Source organism: Streptomyces sp. NBC_00878, from assembly GCF_026341515.1.
GTDB lineage: Bacteria > Actinomycetota > Actinomycetes > Streptomycetales > Streptomycetaceae > Streptomyces.
In genome coordinates, this window is the sequence record NZ_JAPEOK010000001.1 from 7,010,711 (window position 1) to 7,026,661 (window position 15,951).

The window sequence follows — 15,951 nt, forward strand, 5'->3', positions numbered from 1 at the left end:
GGGGGCGTTTTTCTGCTCGGTGAGCTGAGCCAGGGCGAGTTGGGCGGTGGTGATGTGGTCGGCGGCGGTGTTGCGGCCCGTGTTGCCGGGCCGCGACCGGCTCCCCGCGCCCCTAAAAGTGCCTGCCGTGGTCGGTGTCTCCACAAGTGGCCCCACCGTGCGGCAGCCGCCCTCCGGCGCAAGGGGCCGTGTCGGGGTTTCCGATCGCAGCACGACCTCTCCAGGGCACCCTGATGGCCCGGGATGACACAGCTGCGATCGGATGCCCCGTCGCGGCCCCGACCCACCACCACACGGCAGGCGCATCTTTTAGGGGCGCGGGGAACGGCGCGACCAGCCACACCCCACCCGCACCCGACCCCCCGCCCTCAAGACCCCTTGGGCACCCCAGTAGACCCCCGCACCATCAACTCCCCCCGAATCATGGCAATCCCCCCAGGCGGAACATCCTCGCGCCCCATAGCGATACGCCCCGCCCGAGTCCCCGCCTCCGCCAACGGCAACCGCACAGTCGTCAGCGCGGGCACCGCGTCAATGCTGAAGGGAAGATCATCGAACCCGACGACGGACACGTCGTCCGGGATACGAAGCCCCGCGTCACGCAGAGCCGCACACGCCCCAAGCGCAACCGTGTCGTTCGCGGCGACCACAGCCGTCAACTCCGGGTCACGGCGCAGGAGTTCAAGCGTCGCCTCGTACCCGGCCCGCCGGTCGTACCGCCCATGTACCGTCCGCGCGGGCTCGTCGGGAATCCCGTGCGCCGCAAGCGCGTCCCGGTGCCCCTCCAGCCGGTGCCGAGTCGTCGTACGCTCCTCCGGCCCCGCGATGTACCCCATGCGCCGATGGCCGAGCTCGATCAGATGCTCGGTGAGCCACTGCCCGCCACCCCGGTTGTCGAAGGTCAGCGCCACCGCCCCGGTATCCGCCGGCGCGGGCGGCCGCCCGCACAGTACGACCCGCGTCCCCGCCGCCGCGAGCTTGCGCAGCTTCGTCGCCACCGCCTCCGCGTGCGCGGTGTTCTCCACGGCCCCACCGGTCAGCACGACCGCCGCGGCACGCTGACGCTGGAGAAGCGTGAGATAGGTCAGCTCGCGCTCCGGGGAGCCGCCGGTGTTGCACACAACAGCGAGCCGCTCCCCGCCCGCCCGGCCCCCCGGCCCTCCGATCTCACCCTGGATCGCCCCCGCCATGATCCCGAAGAACGGGTCGGCGATGTCGTTCACCAGGATCCCGACCAGGTCGGACGTCGCGGCGGCGAGCGCGCTCGCGGGGCCGTTCAGTACGTAGTCCAGCTCGTCCACGGCCCGCAGCACCCGCTCACGGGTGGAAGCCGCCACGGGGTAGTTCCCGTTCAGCACGCGCGACACCGTCGCGGGCGAGACCTGCGCGCGGGCCGCCACGTCCGCCAGGGTCACCGTCATCTCGTCGTCCTCCGGTCGCGCATCTCGTCATCGTCCTCAGTGCGGTACTGAAAGCCGTAGTGCAAGGCCGTACCGCGAAGCCGTCCTACAGAGTCGTACGACTCAACAACCGGGCCGATGCCGCGGCGCGGCGCCGGAACCGCACCGCACCCCCGGCCCAAGCTGGTGCAGACCTTACGGTCACGACATCGCACGACCCGCACAGCCCCCACACAGACTCGTACAGGGCAGTCCCCGCACGGACCCGTACAGCACGGCCCCGCGCGGGCCCGTAAGGACAGCGCCCCGCACGCACCCACACCAGCCCCGTCCAGACCCTAAGGCCGCAACCCCGTCCCGTTCGCCCCCTCGAACAACTCTTCACCCCCGCGGTCTTGTCCCGACCGCTTCTGAGAGGCTAGCTTCTCTACACATAGAAAGCGCTTGCTGCAACGCGCACCAGTTCGCCAGGGTTCACCGGACGTGCCGGCGGATACCTGTGGGGCGTACGCGGCGCGGGACGCGTACGAAGGGAATGACGTGACACGCAAGACGGTGCGCATCGCCATGAACGGTGTGACGGGCCGCATGGGCTACCGCCAGCACCTCGTCCGCTCGATACTCGCCCTGCGCGAACAGGGCGGCCTGGAGCTCGGCGACGGCGACGGCACCGTGCTGTGGCCCGAGCCGGTCCTCGTCGGCCGCCGCGAGCAGGCCCTGAAGACGCTCGCGGAGCGGCACGGCCTGGACCCGGAGAACATCTCCACGGACGTCGACGCAGTCCTCGCCGACCCGACGATCGACATCTACTTCGACTCCCAGGTCACCTCGGCCCGCGAGGAGGCGATCACGAAGGCGATCGCGGCGGGCAAGCACATCTACACCGAGAAGCCGACGGCGACCGGTCTCGACGGTGCCCTGGAACTGGCCCGCCTGGCCACCGCCGCCGGCATCAAGCACGGCGTCGTCCAGGACAAGCTCTTCCTCCCGGGCCTGCTGAAGCTCAAGCGCCTCATCGACGGCGGCTTCTTCGGCCGCATCCTCTCCATCCGCGGCGAGTTCGGCTACTGGGTCTTCGAGGGCGACTGGCAGGAGGCCCAGCGCCCCTCCTGGAACTACCGCGCCGAGGACGGCGGCGGCATCGTCGTCGACATGTTCCCGCACTGGGAGTACGTGCTCCACGAGCTGTTCGGCCGCGTGAAGTCCGTCCAGGCCCTCACCGCCACCCACATCCCGCAGCGCTGGGACGAGCGGGACAAGCCGTACGACGCCACGGCCGACGACGCCGCCTACGGCATCTTCGAACTCGACGGCGGAGCCATCGCCCAGATCAACTCCTCCTGGGCCGTACGCGTCAACCGCGACGAACTCGTCGAGTTCCAGGTCGACGGCACCGAGGGCTCGGCGGTCGCCGGGCTACGCAACTGCCGCGTCCAGCACCGCAGTTCGACGCCCAAGCCGGTCTGGAACCCCGACATCCCGGCCACCTACTCCTTCCGCGACCAGTGGCAGGAGGTGCCTGACAACGCCGAGTTCGACAACGGCTTCAAGGCCCAGTGGGAGCTCTTCCTCAAGCACGTCTACGCCGACGCGCCCTACCACTGGGACCTGCTGGCCGGCGCCCGCGGCGTCCAGCTCGCCGAACTGGGCCTGAAGTCCTCGGCCGAGGGCCGCCGCTTCGACGTACCGGAGATCTCACTGTGACGAACGGGCAGATCCAACTACCGGATGCAGACGGCGTGTTGCGCGCCTACACCCCACGCAGCGAACCCCTGCCCCTCACCACAGGCGCCCCCTTCACCGCCCGCACGGTCTACTCGGCGGCCCACGTCGTCGCCAACCCGTACGCGGACACCACCCCGGACTCGCCCGCCGCCGTCGACTGGGACGCCACCCTCGCCTTCCGCCGCCACCTGTGGTCCCACGGGCTCGGCGTCGCGGAGGCGATGGACACCGCCCAGCGGGGGATGGGGCTCGACTGGGCGGGCGCGGCCGAACTGATCCGCCGTTCGTCGGCCGAGGCCAAGGCGGTCGGCGGCCTGATCGCCTGCGGCGTCGGCACCGACCAGCTGCCGGTCACCGAGGTCGGCTACCCCTACAGCCTGGACGAGGTGCGGGCCGCGTACGAGGAGCAACTGGCCCTCGTCGAGGAGTCCGACTCGCGGGCCATCCTCATGGCCTCACGGGCGCTGGCCGCCATCGCCAAGGGCCCCGAGGACTACCTGGAGGTCTACGGCCACCTGCTGCGCCAGGCCGCCGAACCCGTGATCCTGCACTGGCTCGGCCCCATGTTCGACCCGGCGCTCGAAGGCTACTGGGGCAGCACCGACCTCGACGCCGCCACCAGCACCTTCCTTGAGGTCATCGCCGCCCACCCCGACAAGGTCGACGGCATCAAGGTCTCCCTCCTCGACGCCCAGCGCGAGATCGACCTGCGCCGCAAGCTCCCCGACGGCGTGCGCTGCTACACAGGCGACGACTTCAACTACCCCGAGCTGATCGCGGGCGACGACCAGGGCTTCAGCCACGCCCTGCTCGGCATCTTCGACCCGCTGGGGCCCCTGGCCGCCGAGGCCGTACGCGTCCTCGACACCGGCAACACGGGCGGCTTCCGTGAACTCCTCGACCCCACAGTCGAGTTGTCCCGCCACCTCTTCCAGACCCCGACCCGCTTCTACAAGACGGGCGTGGTCTTCCTGGCCTGGCTCGCGGGCCACCAGGAGCACTTCACGATGGTCGGCGGCCTCCAGTCGTCCCGCTCGCTCCCGCACTTCGCCCGCGCGTACGAACTCGCCGACGGCCTGGGCCTGTTCCCGGACCCGGCGCTCGCCGAGGCCCGTATGAAGAACCTGCTCTCCCTGTACGGAGTGAACCAGTGAGCACGAGCAGCCCCCTCGGAGACCTCTCCCGCTTCAGCATCAACCAGATGACGGTCAAGCAGCTGTCGATGCCCGAACTGGTAGACGCCTGCCTGGAGTTGGGCGTCCCGGGCGTCGGCCTGTGGCGTGCGCCGGTCGAGACGTACGGCCTGGCGGAGACGGCCAAGCTGGTCCGCGACGCGGGCCTGGCCGTCACCACCCTCTGCCGTGGCGGCTTCTTCACGGCCATCGACCCGGCCGAGCGCGCCGAGGCCCTGTCCGACAACCGCCGCGCGATCGACGAGGCGGCCACGCTCGGCACCGACACACTCGTCCTGGTCTCGGGCGGCCTCCCGGCGGGCTCGAAGGACCTCCACGGCGCGCGGGAGCGCATCGCGGACGCGCTGGCGGAGCTGGGCCCGTACGCGGCTGCCAACGGCGTTCGGCTGGCCATCGAACCGCTCCACCCGATGTACGCGGCCGACCGCTGCGTGGTCTCCACCCTCACCCAGGCCCTGGACCTCGCCGAACGCTTCCCGGCGAACCAGGTCGGCGTCGCGGTGGACACGTACCACATCTGGTGGGACGACCAGGCCCCCGCAGAGATCGCCCGCGCGGGCGCCGGCGGCCGCATCCACACCTTCCAACTCGCCGACTGGACCACCCCGTTGCCCGAGGGCGTCCTGAACGGCCGCGGCCAGATCGGCGACGGCTCGATCGACATGCGGGAGTGGAAGGCGTACGTGGAGACGGCGGGCTACACCGGCCCGATCGAGGTCGAGCTGTTCAACGACGCGCTGTGGGCGAGGGACGGCCGCGAGGTCCTCGCCGAGACGGCGGCACGGTTCGTGGAGCACGTGGCCTGAGGAACGGACCCGGCCCCGAGGAACCTGAAAAAATCTCAGGAGACCGTGCAACCCTCCCCGTACTCCGTGGGTCGTACTTGGCATCAGGACTTCTGGAGGGGGATCCGGGGGGATCGCGGGGGTTCTGGTTTTTGGGGAGGGGAAACCGAGGGGGCCCGGTCGACGGACCGGGCCCCCTCGAAGCTTTCCAGTTTCGGGAACGCCTCAGAAGAAGACTCCGCAGCGCAGCAGGACGTTCGCGTACGGGCGTGCCTCGCCGGTTCGGACGATCAGGCGGGCGTCCGCCGAGAGGGTCTTCAGGTCCTCGTGGGAGACGTGGGACAGCGCGTCCGGGAAGCGGTCGGTCAGCAGTGCGGACGCCTTCGGGTTCGCCTCGCGCACCTCCTCCGCCGCCGTGGCACCCTCCACCACCAGCTCCTCCAGCAGGCCCGACAGGACCTCCTCGAAGGACGGCACCCCGGCACGGAAGGCCAGGTCGACGACCTTCGGCCCGGCCGGGATGGGCATGCCCACGTCGCAGATCAGTACGCCGTCGCCGTGGCCCAGCTCGGCTATGGCGCCCGCGAGATGACGGTTCAGGATTCCGGCCTTCTTCACAGGGCGGCAACTTCCTCGGCCGTCGGGAAGGACGCCTGGGCGCCCTCCCGGGTGACCGCCGCGGCGCCCACGCGGGCCGCGTACGCCGCCGCGTCCGCGAGGGACTCCCCGGTGCCCAGCCGCCAGGCCAGCGCCGCGGTGAAGGAGTCACCCGCACCGGTCGTGTCCACGGCGGCCACCTTCACGGACGGGACGCGGGCCGTGCCCGAGGCATCGGCGACCAGCGCGCCCTCCTCGCCCAGCGTGACGACCACCGAGCGCGGTCCGAGGGCGAGGAGCGCCTCGGCCCACCGCTCGGGCGTTCCGCCCGGGTCCGCGCCGAGTACGACGCGCGCCTCGTGCTCGTTCACGATCAGCGGGTCGCAGGCCGCGAGCACGGCCGGCGGCAACTCCCGGGGCGGGGACGGGTTCAGTACGAAACGGGTGCCGGACGGCAGGCTCCGTACGACCTCCTCGACCGTCTCCAGGGGGATCTCCAGCTGGGCCGAGACCACCCGGGAGGCCTCGAACAGGGCCGCCGCGTCCCGGACGTCGTCCGGGGTCAGGCGGCCGTTCGCGCCGGGCGACACGACGATGCTGTTGTCGCCGGAGGGGTCCACCGTGATCAGCGCGACCCCGGTGGGCGCCCCGCCGATGAGGACGCCGGCCGTGTCGACCCCGGCGTCCCGCTGCGAGTCGAGCAGCAGCCGGCCGTGCGCGTCGTCGCCGACCCGGGCCAGCAACCCCGTACGCGCCCCGAGCCGGGCGGCGGCGACCGCCTGGTTGGCGCCCTTGCCGCCCGGGTGGATGGCCAGGTCGGAGCCGAGCACGGTCTCCCCGGCGCCCGGCCGTCGCTCGACACCGATGACCAGGTCGGCGTTGGCCGATCCCACGACCAGCAGGTCGTAGTCGTACATGAAATGTCTCCCTGTGGGGGGTGGGTCGAGGGTGCGCGGCCGCCCCCGGCCGTCCGCGCACCCCGTCGAAGGGTCAGCCGCTGAACTCGGCCACGTTCTTCGCCGTGACCACCTTCACCGGAACCTTCACCGTCGTCTCGACCTTCTTGTCGTCGGCCGCCCGCAGCGCGTTCAGCACAGCGATCCTGCCCAGTTCCTTCGGCTGCTGCGCCACGGAGGCGTACATCGTGCCCTCCTTGACGGCCTTCAGACCGTCCGGCGTGCCGTCGAAACCGATGACCTGGACGGACTTTCCGGCCTTGGAGCCGAGCGCCTTGACCGCGCCGAGCGCCATCTCGTCGTTCTCGGCGAAGACGCCCTGGACGTCCGGGTGGGCCTGGAGAAGGTTCGTCATCACGTCGAGGCCCTTGGTGCGGTCGAAGTCGGCCGGCTGCTTGGCGACCACGTCGATGCCCGGGTAGGCCTTCAGGCCCTCCGCGAAGCCCGCGCCGCGCTCACGGCTCGCGGACGTACCGGCCAGACCCTGCAGAATCACGATCTTGCCCTTGCCGCCCAGCTTCTCGGCCAGCGCCTTGGCACCCAGCTTGCCGCCCTCGATGTTGTCGGAGGCCACGAGCGCGGCCGTCTCCGCCTTGTTGACGCCACGGTCGACGCCGACGACGGGGATGCCGGCCTTGTTCGCGGAGCGCACGGACGGGCCCGCCGCGTCCGAGTCCACCGGGTTGACGATGATCGAGTCGACGCCCTCGCTGGTGAAGTTCTGCAGCTGGTTGGCCTGCTGCGAGGCGTCGTTCTGCGCGTCCGTGACGGTCAGGTCGGCGCCGAGCTTCCTCGCCTCAGCCTGCGCACCCTCCTTGATCTGTACGAAGAAGGGGTTGTTCAGGGTGGACAGGGACAGACCGACCTTCGGGTTCGCCGAGGACGAGCCGTTGTTGAAGACGGACAGCCCGCCCACGATCGCCGACACCAGGATCACGGCGAGCCCGTACTTGATGGCCTGTGGCCCCTTGAGGCCCGACGAGCCCCCGGCACCGGCGGTCACCGGAGTCGCCCCGGCCTTGCGCCGCACGGTGTCGAGGAGCACCGCCAGCGCGATGACCACACCGATGACGACCTGCTGCCAGAACGCCGACACGGAAAGGAGGTTGAGGCCGTTGCGCAGCACCGCCAGGATCAGCGCGCCGATCAGCGTCCCGGACGCCTTGCCCGTACCGCCCGCGAGGGAGGCGCCGCCGATGACGACCGCGGCGATCGCGTCCAGCTCGTAGCCCTGCGCGGCCTGCGGCTGCGCGGAGGAGAGGCGCGAGGCGAGCACGATACCCGCGGCGGCCGCGAAGAGACCCGACAGCGCGTAGATGACGAGCTTCTGCTTCTTCACCCGCAGACCGGAGAGACGGGCAGCCTCCTCGTTGCCGCCGATCGCGTACATGGAGCGCCCGATGTACGTACGCCCCAGGATCAGGGCCGTGACGAGGCCCATGACGATCATCACGAGGACCGGCACCGGCAGCCAGCCGCCCAGCGTGTCACCGAGGTGCGAGACCGACTCCGGGAAGGCGATCGGGCTGCCCTGCGAGATCACCAGCGACAGACCGCGGCCCACCGACAGCATGGCGAGGGTCGCGATGAACGGCGGCAGCTTCCCGTACGAGATCAGGACGCCGTTGACCAGGCCGCAGGCTATGCCGGTGGCGATCGCGAGGATCACCGCGATCCAGACCGGTACACCCTCCGAAGTCGCCGTCCAGGCAAGGACGGTGGCGGACAGGGCCGCGACGGAACCGACCGACAGGTCGATGCCCGCCGAGACGATCACGAAGGTCACACCGAAGGCGAGGATGGCGGTCACGGCCGCCTGGACGCCGATGTTCAGCAGGTTGTCCGTCGTCAGGAAGTCGCCGGACAGGGCCGACATCGCGATGACGAGGATGACGAGCGCGGTGAGCGCGCCGTTGTCGAGCAGGAGCCGGCGCAGGCCGCCCGAGGCGCCACTCGCGCCCGATGTGCTCTTGAGCGTGTCAGTGGCCACGGGAGCCCTCCACAGCGGTAACGGAGTCGGTAGTAGTAGTGGCTGGTGCGATGGGTGTGCTGACGGCGAGTGCCATCACGGAGTCCTGGGTCGCCTCGTCGGCGGAGAGTTCGCCGGCGATCCGGCCCTGGGCCATCACCAGCACCCGGTCGCTCATGCCGAGCACCTCGGGCAGATCACTGGAGATCATCAGGACGGCATGACCGGCGGCGGTGAGTTCGTTGATCAGCTGGTAGATCTCGACCTTGGCGCCGACGTCGATACCGCGCGTCGGCTCGTCGAGGATCAGCACCTTGGTATCGGCGAGCAGCCACTTGCCGATGACGACCTTCTGCTGGTTGCCGCCGGAGAGCGTACGGACGTGCTGGCCGAGCCCGGCCATCCGTACGCCGAGCTGCTCGGCGATCTTCGCGGCACCCGCCCGCTGCCCCTTGAGGTCGACGAGCCCGCCGCGGGTCGCTGCCCGCAGGGTGACGAGCCCGAGGTTCTCCTCGACGGAGGCGTCGAGCAGGAGGCCCTGGCCCTTGCGGTCCTCGGGGACGAGCCCGATCCCGGCGGTCATGGCCGCGTTGACGTCGTGGCGGGGCAGCCGGGTACCGGCCATGGCCACGGACCCCTTGTCATACGGATCGGCGCCGAAGACGGCCCGTACGACCTCGGTACGTCCCGCTCCGACGAGCCCCGCGATGCCGACGACCTCACCGGCCCGCACGTCGAAGCTCACGTCATGGAACACCCCGTCCCGGGTGAGCCCCTCCACGGTGAGCAACGCGGTCCCGGCGTCGGCCCGTTCGCGCGGGTACTGGAGCTCGATGGAGCGGCCCACCATGAGGCGTACGAGCTCGTCCTCGGGTGTGGACGCGGGCACCTGGCCGATGCTCCGGCCGTCCCGGAGGACCGTGACGCGGTCTCCCAGGGCGGCGATCTCCTCCAGGTGATGCGTGATGAAGACGACGCCGACGCCGTCCTCGCGCAGCTGCCGCACGATCCGGAAGAGTTTTTCGACCTCTCCGGAGGTGAGCACCGCGGTCGGCTCGTCCATGATCAGGACGCGTGCGTCCAGGCTCAGCGCCTTGGCGATCTCGACCATCTGGAGACGCGCGATACCGAGTTCACGCACCCGCGCGCGCGGGGACACGTCTACGCCCACCCGCTCCAGGAGTACGGCGGCGTCGGCCTCCATCGTCTTCCGGTCGATCATCCCGAAACGGCGAGGCTGCCGTCCCAGGAAGATGTTCTCGGCGACCGTCAGATCGGGAACCAGGTTGAACTCCTGGTAGATGGTCGCGATCCCGAGGCGCTCGGCGTCCTGCGCGTCGTGAATACGGACCTTCTTGCCGTCGACCACGATCTTCCCGGCATCGGGCCGGTACGCACCGGACAGCATCTTGATGAGGGTGCTCTTGCCGGCGCCGTTCTCGCCGAGCAGCACGTGCACCTCGCCGCGGCGCAGATCGAAGTCGACGCTGTCGAGCGCGATCACACCGGGGAAGGTCTTGCGTATGCCTTCGATACGCAGCAACTCGTCGGGACTGCTCACGTGTTGCTCCTTTGCGGGGACGGGTGCGGGGACGAGTGCGGGGATGGCTGCGGGGACAGGGGCTCGCCGCGTGATTCGCCGTGGGACTCGCCGCAGGAGCGGCGGACGACGAGACGGGCGGGGAGGGTGACGGACTGCGGGGGGCGGCCCTCGATGCGGTCGACGAGGGCGCGTACGGCGGCCCGGCCCAGGTCGGCGGTGGGCTGGGCGATGGCCGTGATGGGCGGATCGGTGTGCACGAACCAGGGGATGTCGTCGAACGCGGCGAGCGCGATGTCGTCGGGAACCCGCATCCCGCGCGCGCGGATGGCGTCCAGGGCGCCCAGGGCCATCAGGTTGTCGGCCGCGAAGACGACTTCCGGCGGCTCGGGGAGGCTCAGGAACTCCTCGGTGACCCGGCGACCGCTGGCCGCCTGGAAGTCGCCCTGCCCTATGTAGGCGTCGGGCAGGGGGAGTCCGTACTCCTGGAGGGCGTCCCGGAAGGCATGCACGCGCTCGCTGCCGGTCGTGGTGGCCGCCGGGCCCGCGATGATGGCGAGCCTGCGGTGGCCGAGGCGGTGCAGGTGGGCGACGAGATCGTGTACGGCTGCGAGGCCGTCGGCGCGGATCACCGGTACCGGTACGTCCACGTCCATGCCGGGGATCCAGCGGTCCACGAAGACCATCGGGGTCGCGCGCGCGGCGTCCAGCATCAGCGGGGAGCCGCCGTCCGTGGGCGACACGAGGAGGCCGTCGATGCGGCGGTCGAGGAGCGTGCGGACGTGGTGGTCCTGCAGCTCGGGCCGTTCGTCGGCGTTTCCGATGATGACGCTGTAGCCGAGGGCGCGGGCCTCCTCCTCGACGGAGCGGGCCAGTTCGGTGAAGTACGGGTTGAGTACGTCACTGATGACCAGGCCGAGGGTGCGGGTCTGGTCGGTGCGCAGGGAGCGGGCGACGGCGTTCGGGCGGTAGCCCAGGGTCTCGACGGCGGCCAGTACGTGGGCGCGTGCCGCTGGGCTGACCGAGGGGTGGTCGTTCAGCACGCGGGAGACCGTGGCGACGGATACGCCTGCCTCGGCGGCGACGTCCTTGATGCTCGCCATCGTCGCTCCACCTCCTCGTGGAATCGATTACATGCGTCTACGGGGAGGATTGGAATCGATTACATGGAAGTTAACAAGTGCCTGAGACCGGATCGTGATGGTGGGGGGTGGGGTGGGTGGGGGTGTTGTGGGGGTTGTTTTTGGCTGCGGGTTGGGTGTGGCTGGTCGCGCAGTTCCTCGCGCCCCTAAAAGATGCGCCAGCTGTTTGGTGTCGGGTCGGGGCCGCGACGGGGCATCCGATCGCAGCTGTGTCGTCCTCTGTTTGTTGGGTGCCCATGGGAGGTCGTGCTGCGATCGGAAACCCCGACACGGCCCCTTGCGCCGGAGGGCGGCTGCCGCCCGGTGGGGCCACTTGTCAAGACACGACCACGGCCGCGCTTTTAGGGGCGCGACCAGCCCCCGCCGGGCCGCAGATGTCATGTGCGAATGCAGGCCCTCGTTGTCAGAGGTGGGCGGTAGCGTCGGATCATGTCCAAGCAAGGGGTGGGGAGCGGGGAGCGGAACCTGGCGGTTCTGGAGGGTGTGCTGGAGCGGATCACGTACGCCAATGAGGAGAACGGCTATACGGTCGCCCGGGTCGATACCGGCCGAGGTGGCGGTGATCTCCTTACGGTCGTTGGTGCGCTGCTCGGTGCGCAGGTGGGGGAGTCTCTGCGTATGGAGGGCCGTTGGGGCTCGCACGCGCAGTACGGCAAGCAGTTCACGGTCGAGAACTACACGACGGTCCTCCCGGCCACCGTCCAGGGCATCCGCCGCTATCTCGGGTCCGGCCTGGTCAAGGGCATCGGGCCGGTCTTCGCCGACCGCATCACGACGCACTTCGGCCTGGATACCCTCCAGATCATCGAGGAGGAGCCGAAGCGGCTCATCGAGGTCCCCGGTCTCGGTCCCAAGCGCACCAAGAAGATCACCGAGGCCTGGGAGGAACAGAAGGCGATCAAGGAGGTCATGCTCTTCCTCCAGACCGTCGAGGTGTCGACGTCGATCGCGGTCCGCATCTACAAGAAGTACGGCGACGCGTCCATCTCGGTCGTCAAGAACCAGCCGTACCGCCTCGCGTCGGACGTCTGGGGCATCGGGTTCCTCACCGCCGACAAGATCGCCCAGTCCGTCGGCATCCCGCACGACAGCCCCGAGCGCGTCAAGGCCGGTCTCCAGTACGCCCTTTCGCAGTCCACCGACCAGGGCCACTGCTTCCTTCCGGAGGAGCGGCTGATCGCGGACGCGGTGAAACTGCTCCAGGTGGACACGGGCCTGGTCATCGAGTGCCTGGCGGAGCTGGCGGCGCCGGTGGAGGAGGGCGAGGACCCGGGTGTCGTGCGGGAGCGGGTGCCCGGGCTGGACGGCGGCGATCCGGTCACCGCCATCTACCTGGTCCCCTTCCATCGGGCTGAACTGTCCCTCTCGGCCCAACTCCTGCGCCTCCTACGTACGGACGAGGACCGCATGCCGGGCTTCCGGGACGTGGCCTGGGACAAGGCACTGGCCTGGCTCAAGGACCGTACGGGGGTGGAGCTGGCCCCCGAGCAGGAGGAGGCGGTCCGGCTCGCCCTCACCGAGAAGGTCGCGGTGCTCACGGGCGGGCCCGGCTGCGGCAAGTCGTTCACGGTCCGCTCGATCGTGGAGCTGGCGCGGGCTAAGCGGGCGAAGGTCGTGCTGGCCGCGCCGACAGGCCGCGCCGCCAAGCGACTTGCCGAGCTGACCGGGGCCGAGGCCTCCACCGTGCACCGGCTCCTGGAGCTGAAGCCGGGCGGCGACGCGGCGTACGACAAGGACCGCCCACTGGACGCGGACCTGGTGGTCGTGGACGAGGCGTCGATGCTGGACCTGCTCCTCGCCAACAAGCTGGTGAAGGCGGTCCCTCCGGGCGCGCACCTCTTGTTCGTCGGAGACGTCGACCAACTGCCGAGCGTGGGCGCGGGCGAGGTGCTGCGCGACCTGCTCGCCGAGCGCGGGCCGGTCCCGGCCGTCCGTCTCACCCGGGTGTTCCGGCAGGCCCAGCAATCAGGCGTGGTGACGAACGCTCACCGGATCAACGCGGGGCAGCAGCCCATCACGGACAAGCTCAAGGACTTCTTCCTCTTCGTCGAGGACGACACGGAGGAGGCGGGGCGGCTGACGGTGGATGTGGCTGCGCGGCGCATTCCGGCCAAGTTCGGGCTGGATCCCCGCCGTGACGTTCAGGTCCTGGCCCCCATGCACCGCGGCCCGGCAGGCGCCGGCACCCTCAACGGGCTGCTCCAGCAGGCCATCACCCCGGCCCGCCCCGACCTCCCCGAGAAGCGCTTCGGCGGCCGCGTCTTCCGTGTCGGCGACAAGGTCACCCAGATCCGCAACAACTACGAGAAGGGCGAGAACGGCGTCTTCAACGGCACGGTGGGGGTGGTGACTTCCCTCAACCTCGACGACCAGCGCCTCACGGTCCTGACGGACGAGGACGAGGAGATCCCGTACGAGTTCGACGAACTGGACGAGCTGGCCCACGCGTACGCGGTCACGATCCACCGCTCCCAGGGCAGCGAGTACCCCGCTGTCGTGATCCCCGTCACCACGGGCGCCTGGATGATGCTCCAACGCAACCTCCTCTACACGGCGGTCACCCGAGCCAAGCAGCTCGTAGTCCTCGTCGGCTCCCGCAAGGCCCTGGGCCAGGCGGTCCGCACGGTCTCCGCAGGCCGCCGATGCACGGCCTTGGACTTCCGCCTGTCAGGCACCCGACTCCCGGAATGAGCTTCAACTGCGGCCCGGCGGGGGCTGGTCGCGCAGTTCCTCGCGCCCCTAAAAAGGCCCCTGCTGTGGTCGTGTCTTGACAAGTGGCCCCACTCAGCGGCGGTCGCCCTCCGGCGCGAGGGGTCGTGTCGGGGTTTCCGATCGCAGCACGACCTCTCCAGGGCACCTTGATGGCCCGGGATGACACAGCTGCGATCGGATGCCCCGTCGCGGCCCCGTCCCACCACCAAACGGCTGGCGCATCTTTTAGGGGCGCGGGGAACGGCGCGACAAGCCCAAGACAACCCGCACCCGGCAAAAATGATCGATCAAATCCGTCAGAAACGTCACACGGCACTTTCGGAAGGAGGACGAAGGGGGCAGGATGAACAGGTTGGCGGCACTGAGTGCCGCCAACCGGCCCAATGGCCGACCCCGAGTGCACTCTCCTGCGCCAAATGGGGGATGGTAGAGACAGTCAGGGCACCTCGAAGAAGAGGCACAACGTCGGTGAGGGATGACGTGAGCGACAACTCTGTAGTACTGCGGTACGGCGACGGCGAGTACACCTACCCGGTGATCGACAGCACCGTCGGCGACAAGGGCTTCGACATCGGCAAGCTCCGCGCCCAGACCGGTCTGGTGACCCTGGACAGCGGGTACGGAAACACCGCCGCCTATAAATCCGCCGTCACCTATCTCGACGGTGAGCAGGGCATCCTCCGCTACCGCGGCTATCCGATCGAGCAGCTGGCCGAGCGTTCCACCTTCCTTGAGGTGGCCTCCCTGCTGATCAACGGCGAGCTGCCCACGGTCGACGAGCTCTCCGTCTTCAAGAACGAGATCACGCAGCACACCCTGCTGCACGAGGACGTCAAGCGTTTCTACCAGGGCTTCCCGCGCGACGCCCACCCGATGGCGATGCTGTCCTCGGTGGTCAGCGCCCTGTCGACGTTCTACCAGGACAGCCACAACCCGTTCGACGAGAAGCAGCGTCACCTTTCGACGATCCGCCTCCTCGCCAAGCTTCCGACGATCGCGGCGTACGCGTACAAGAAGTCCATCGGCCACCCGTTCGTCTACCCGCGCAACGACCTCGGGTACGTCGAGAACTTCCTGCGCATGACCTTCTCGGTCCCCGCCCAGGAGTACGAGCCGGACCCGGTCGTCGTCTCGGCGCTCGACAAGCTGCTCATCCTGCACGCGGACCACGAGCAGAACTGTTCGACCTCCACCGTCCGTCTGGTGGGCTCGTCGCAGGCGAACATGTTCGCTTCGATCTCCGCCGGCATCAGCGCCCTCTGGGGCCCCCTGCACGGCGGCGCCAACCAGTCCGTCCTGGAGATGCTGGAAGGCATCCAGGCCTCTGACGGCGACGTCGACTCCTTCATCCGCAAGGTGAAGAACAAGGAGGACGGCGTCCGCCTGATGGGCTTCGGCCACCGGGTGTACAAGTCCTTCGACCCGCGCGCCAAGATCATCAAGGCTGCCGCGCACGACGTCCTCTCGGCCCTCGGCAAGTCCGACGAGCTGCTGGACATCGCGCTCAAGCTGGAGGAGCACGCGCTCTCCGACGACTACTTCGTCTCGCGCAACCTCTACCCGAACGTCGACTTCTACACCGGCCTGATCTACCGGGCCATGGGCTTCCCGACCGAGATGTTCACGGTCCTGTTCGCCCTCGGCCGCCTCCCGGGCTGGATCGCCCAGTGGCACGAGATGATCAAGGAGCCGGGTTCGCGTATCGGCCGCCCGCGCCAGATCTACACGGGCGTGGTCGAGCGGGACTTCGTTCCTGTCGAAGAGCGTTAGGCAGTTCGTTCGTCCGCGGGTCCGCGGGGGCTGGCCACACAGTTCCCCGCGGACCTGAAGAGGGGGCGTCCCTGGCAAGGGGCGCCCCCTCTTCAGGTGCCCAAGTGAGTCGTACGGAACAACAGGTCGTACGGAATAACAGAAGGCGCCCCGCTACGGTCC

The 15,951-nt window shown here is 69.6% G+C and carries 11 protein-coding genes; 5 read left to right on the forward strand and 6 right to left on the reverse strand.

The window, feature by feature from the left end:
* Positions 1–368: 368 nt before the first annotated feature.
* Positions 369–1,421 (reverse strand): LacI family DNA-binding transcriptional regulator, encoded by a 1,053-nt coding sequence (locus tag OHA11_RS30475; RefSeq protein ID WP_266501942.1) that lies wholly within the window; start codon positions 1,419–1,421, stop codon positions 369–371.
* A gap of 519 nt (positions 1,422–1,940) precedes the next feature.
* Here OHA11_RS30475 and OHA11_RS30480 point away from each other — a divergent pair.
* The 3 genes from OHA11_RS30480 to OHA11_RS30490 are packed head-to-tail and all read left to right on the forward strand — an operon-like array spanning position 1,941 to position 5,124.
* Positions 1,941–3,104 carry a Gfo/Idh/MocA family protein gene (locus OHA11_RS30480; protein ID WP_266501944.1) on the forward strand — a complete coding sequence of 388 codons (1,164 nt, stop codon included), beginning with the start codon at positions 1,941–1,943 and terminating at the stop codon, positions 3,102–3,104.
* Positions 3,101–4,279 (forward strand): dihydrodipicolinate synthase family protein, encoded by a 1,179-nt coding sequence (locus OHA11_RS30485; RefSeq protein WP_266501946.1) that lies wholly within the window; start codon positions 3,101–3,103, stop codon positions 4,277–4,279. Before OHA11_RS30480 ends, OHA11_RS30485 begins: the two co-directional genes overlap by 4 nt.
* A gap of 47 nt (positions 4,280–4,326) precedes the next feature.
* Positions 4,327–5,124 carry a sugar phosphate isomerase/epimerase gene (locus OHA11_RS30490; RefSeq protein ID WP_266507580.1) on the forward strand — a complete coding sequence of 266 codons (798 nt, stop codon included), beginning with the start codon at positions 4,327–4,329 and terminating at the stop codon, positions 5,122–5,124.
* A gap of 204 nt (positions 5,125–5,328) precedes the next feature.
* Here the strand turns inward: OHA11_RS30490 and rbsD are convergent, their stop codons facing one another.
* The 5 genes from rbsD to OHA11_RS30515 all read right to left on the reverse strand — a co-directional run bounded on the left by rbsD (position 5,329) and on the right by OHA11_RS30515 (position 11,268).
* A complete protein-coding gene (gene rbsD / locus OHA11_RS30495) occupies positions 5,329–5,721 on the reverse strand; it encodes a D-ribose pyranase (protein ID WP_266501947.1) in 393 nt (130 codons plus the stop codon).
* Positions 5,718–6,617 carry a ribokinase gene (locus tag OHA11_RS30500; RefSeq protein ID WP_266501948.1) on the reverse strand — a complete coding sequence of 300 codons (900 nt, stop codon included), beginning with the start codon at positions 6,615–6,617 and terminating at the stop codon, positions 5,718–5,720. Before OHA11_RS30500 ends, rbsD begins: the two co-directional genes overlap by 4 nt.
* Before the next feature lie 73 nt (positions 6,618–6,690).
* Positions 6,691–8,646, reverse strand: coding sequence for a substrate-binding domain-containing protein (locus tag OHA11_RS30505; protein ID WP_266501949.1), 1,956 nt, complete (start codon positions 8,644–8,646; stop codon positions 6,691–6,693).
* Positions 8,636–10,186, reverse strand: a complete 1,551-nt coding sequence (locus OHA11_RS30510; protein ID WP_266501951.1) for a sugar ABC transporter ATP-binding protein — start codon at positions 10,184–10,186, stop codon at positions 8,636–8,638. Before OHA11_RS30510 ends, OHA11_RS30505 begins: the two co-directional genes overlap by 11 nt.
* Positions 10,183–11,268 (reverse strand): LacI family DNA-binding transcriptional regulator, encoded by a 1,086-nt coding sequence (locus tag OHA11_RS30515; RefSeq protein WP_266501952.1) that lies wholly within the window; start codon positions 11,266–11,268, stop codon positions 10,183–10,185. The genes OHA11_RS30510 and OHA11_RS30515 overlap by 4 nt, the downstream gene beginning before the upstream one ends.
* A 468-nt stretch (positions 11,269–11,736) precedes the next feature.
* Between OHA11_RS30515 and OHA11_RS30520 the strand changes: the two genes are divergently transcribed.
* Positions 11,737–13,998, forward strand: a complete 2,262-nt coding sequence (locus OHA11_RS30520; RefSeq protein ID WP_266501954.1) for an ATP-dependent RecD-like DNA helicase — start codon at positions 11,737–11,739, stop codon at positions 13,996–13,998.
* 501 nt (positions 13,999–14,499) lie between these two features.
* Positions 14,500–15,789, forward strand: a complete 1,290-nt coding sequence (locus tag OHA11_RS30525) for a citrate synthase (protein ID WP_266501956.1) — start codon at positions 14,500–14,502, stop codon at positions 15,787–15,789.
* Positions 15,790–15,951: the final 162 nt, after the last annotated feature.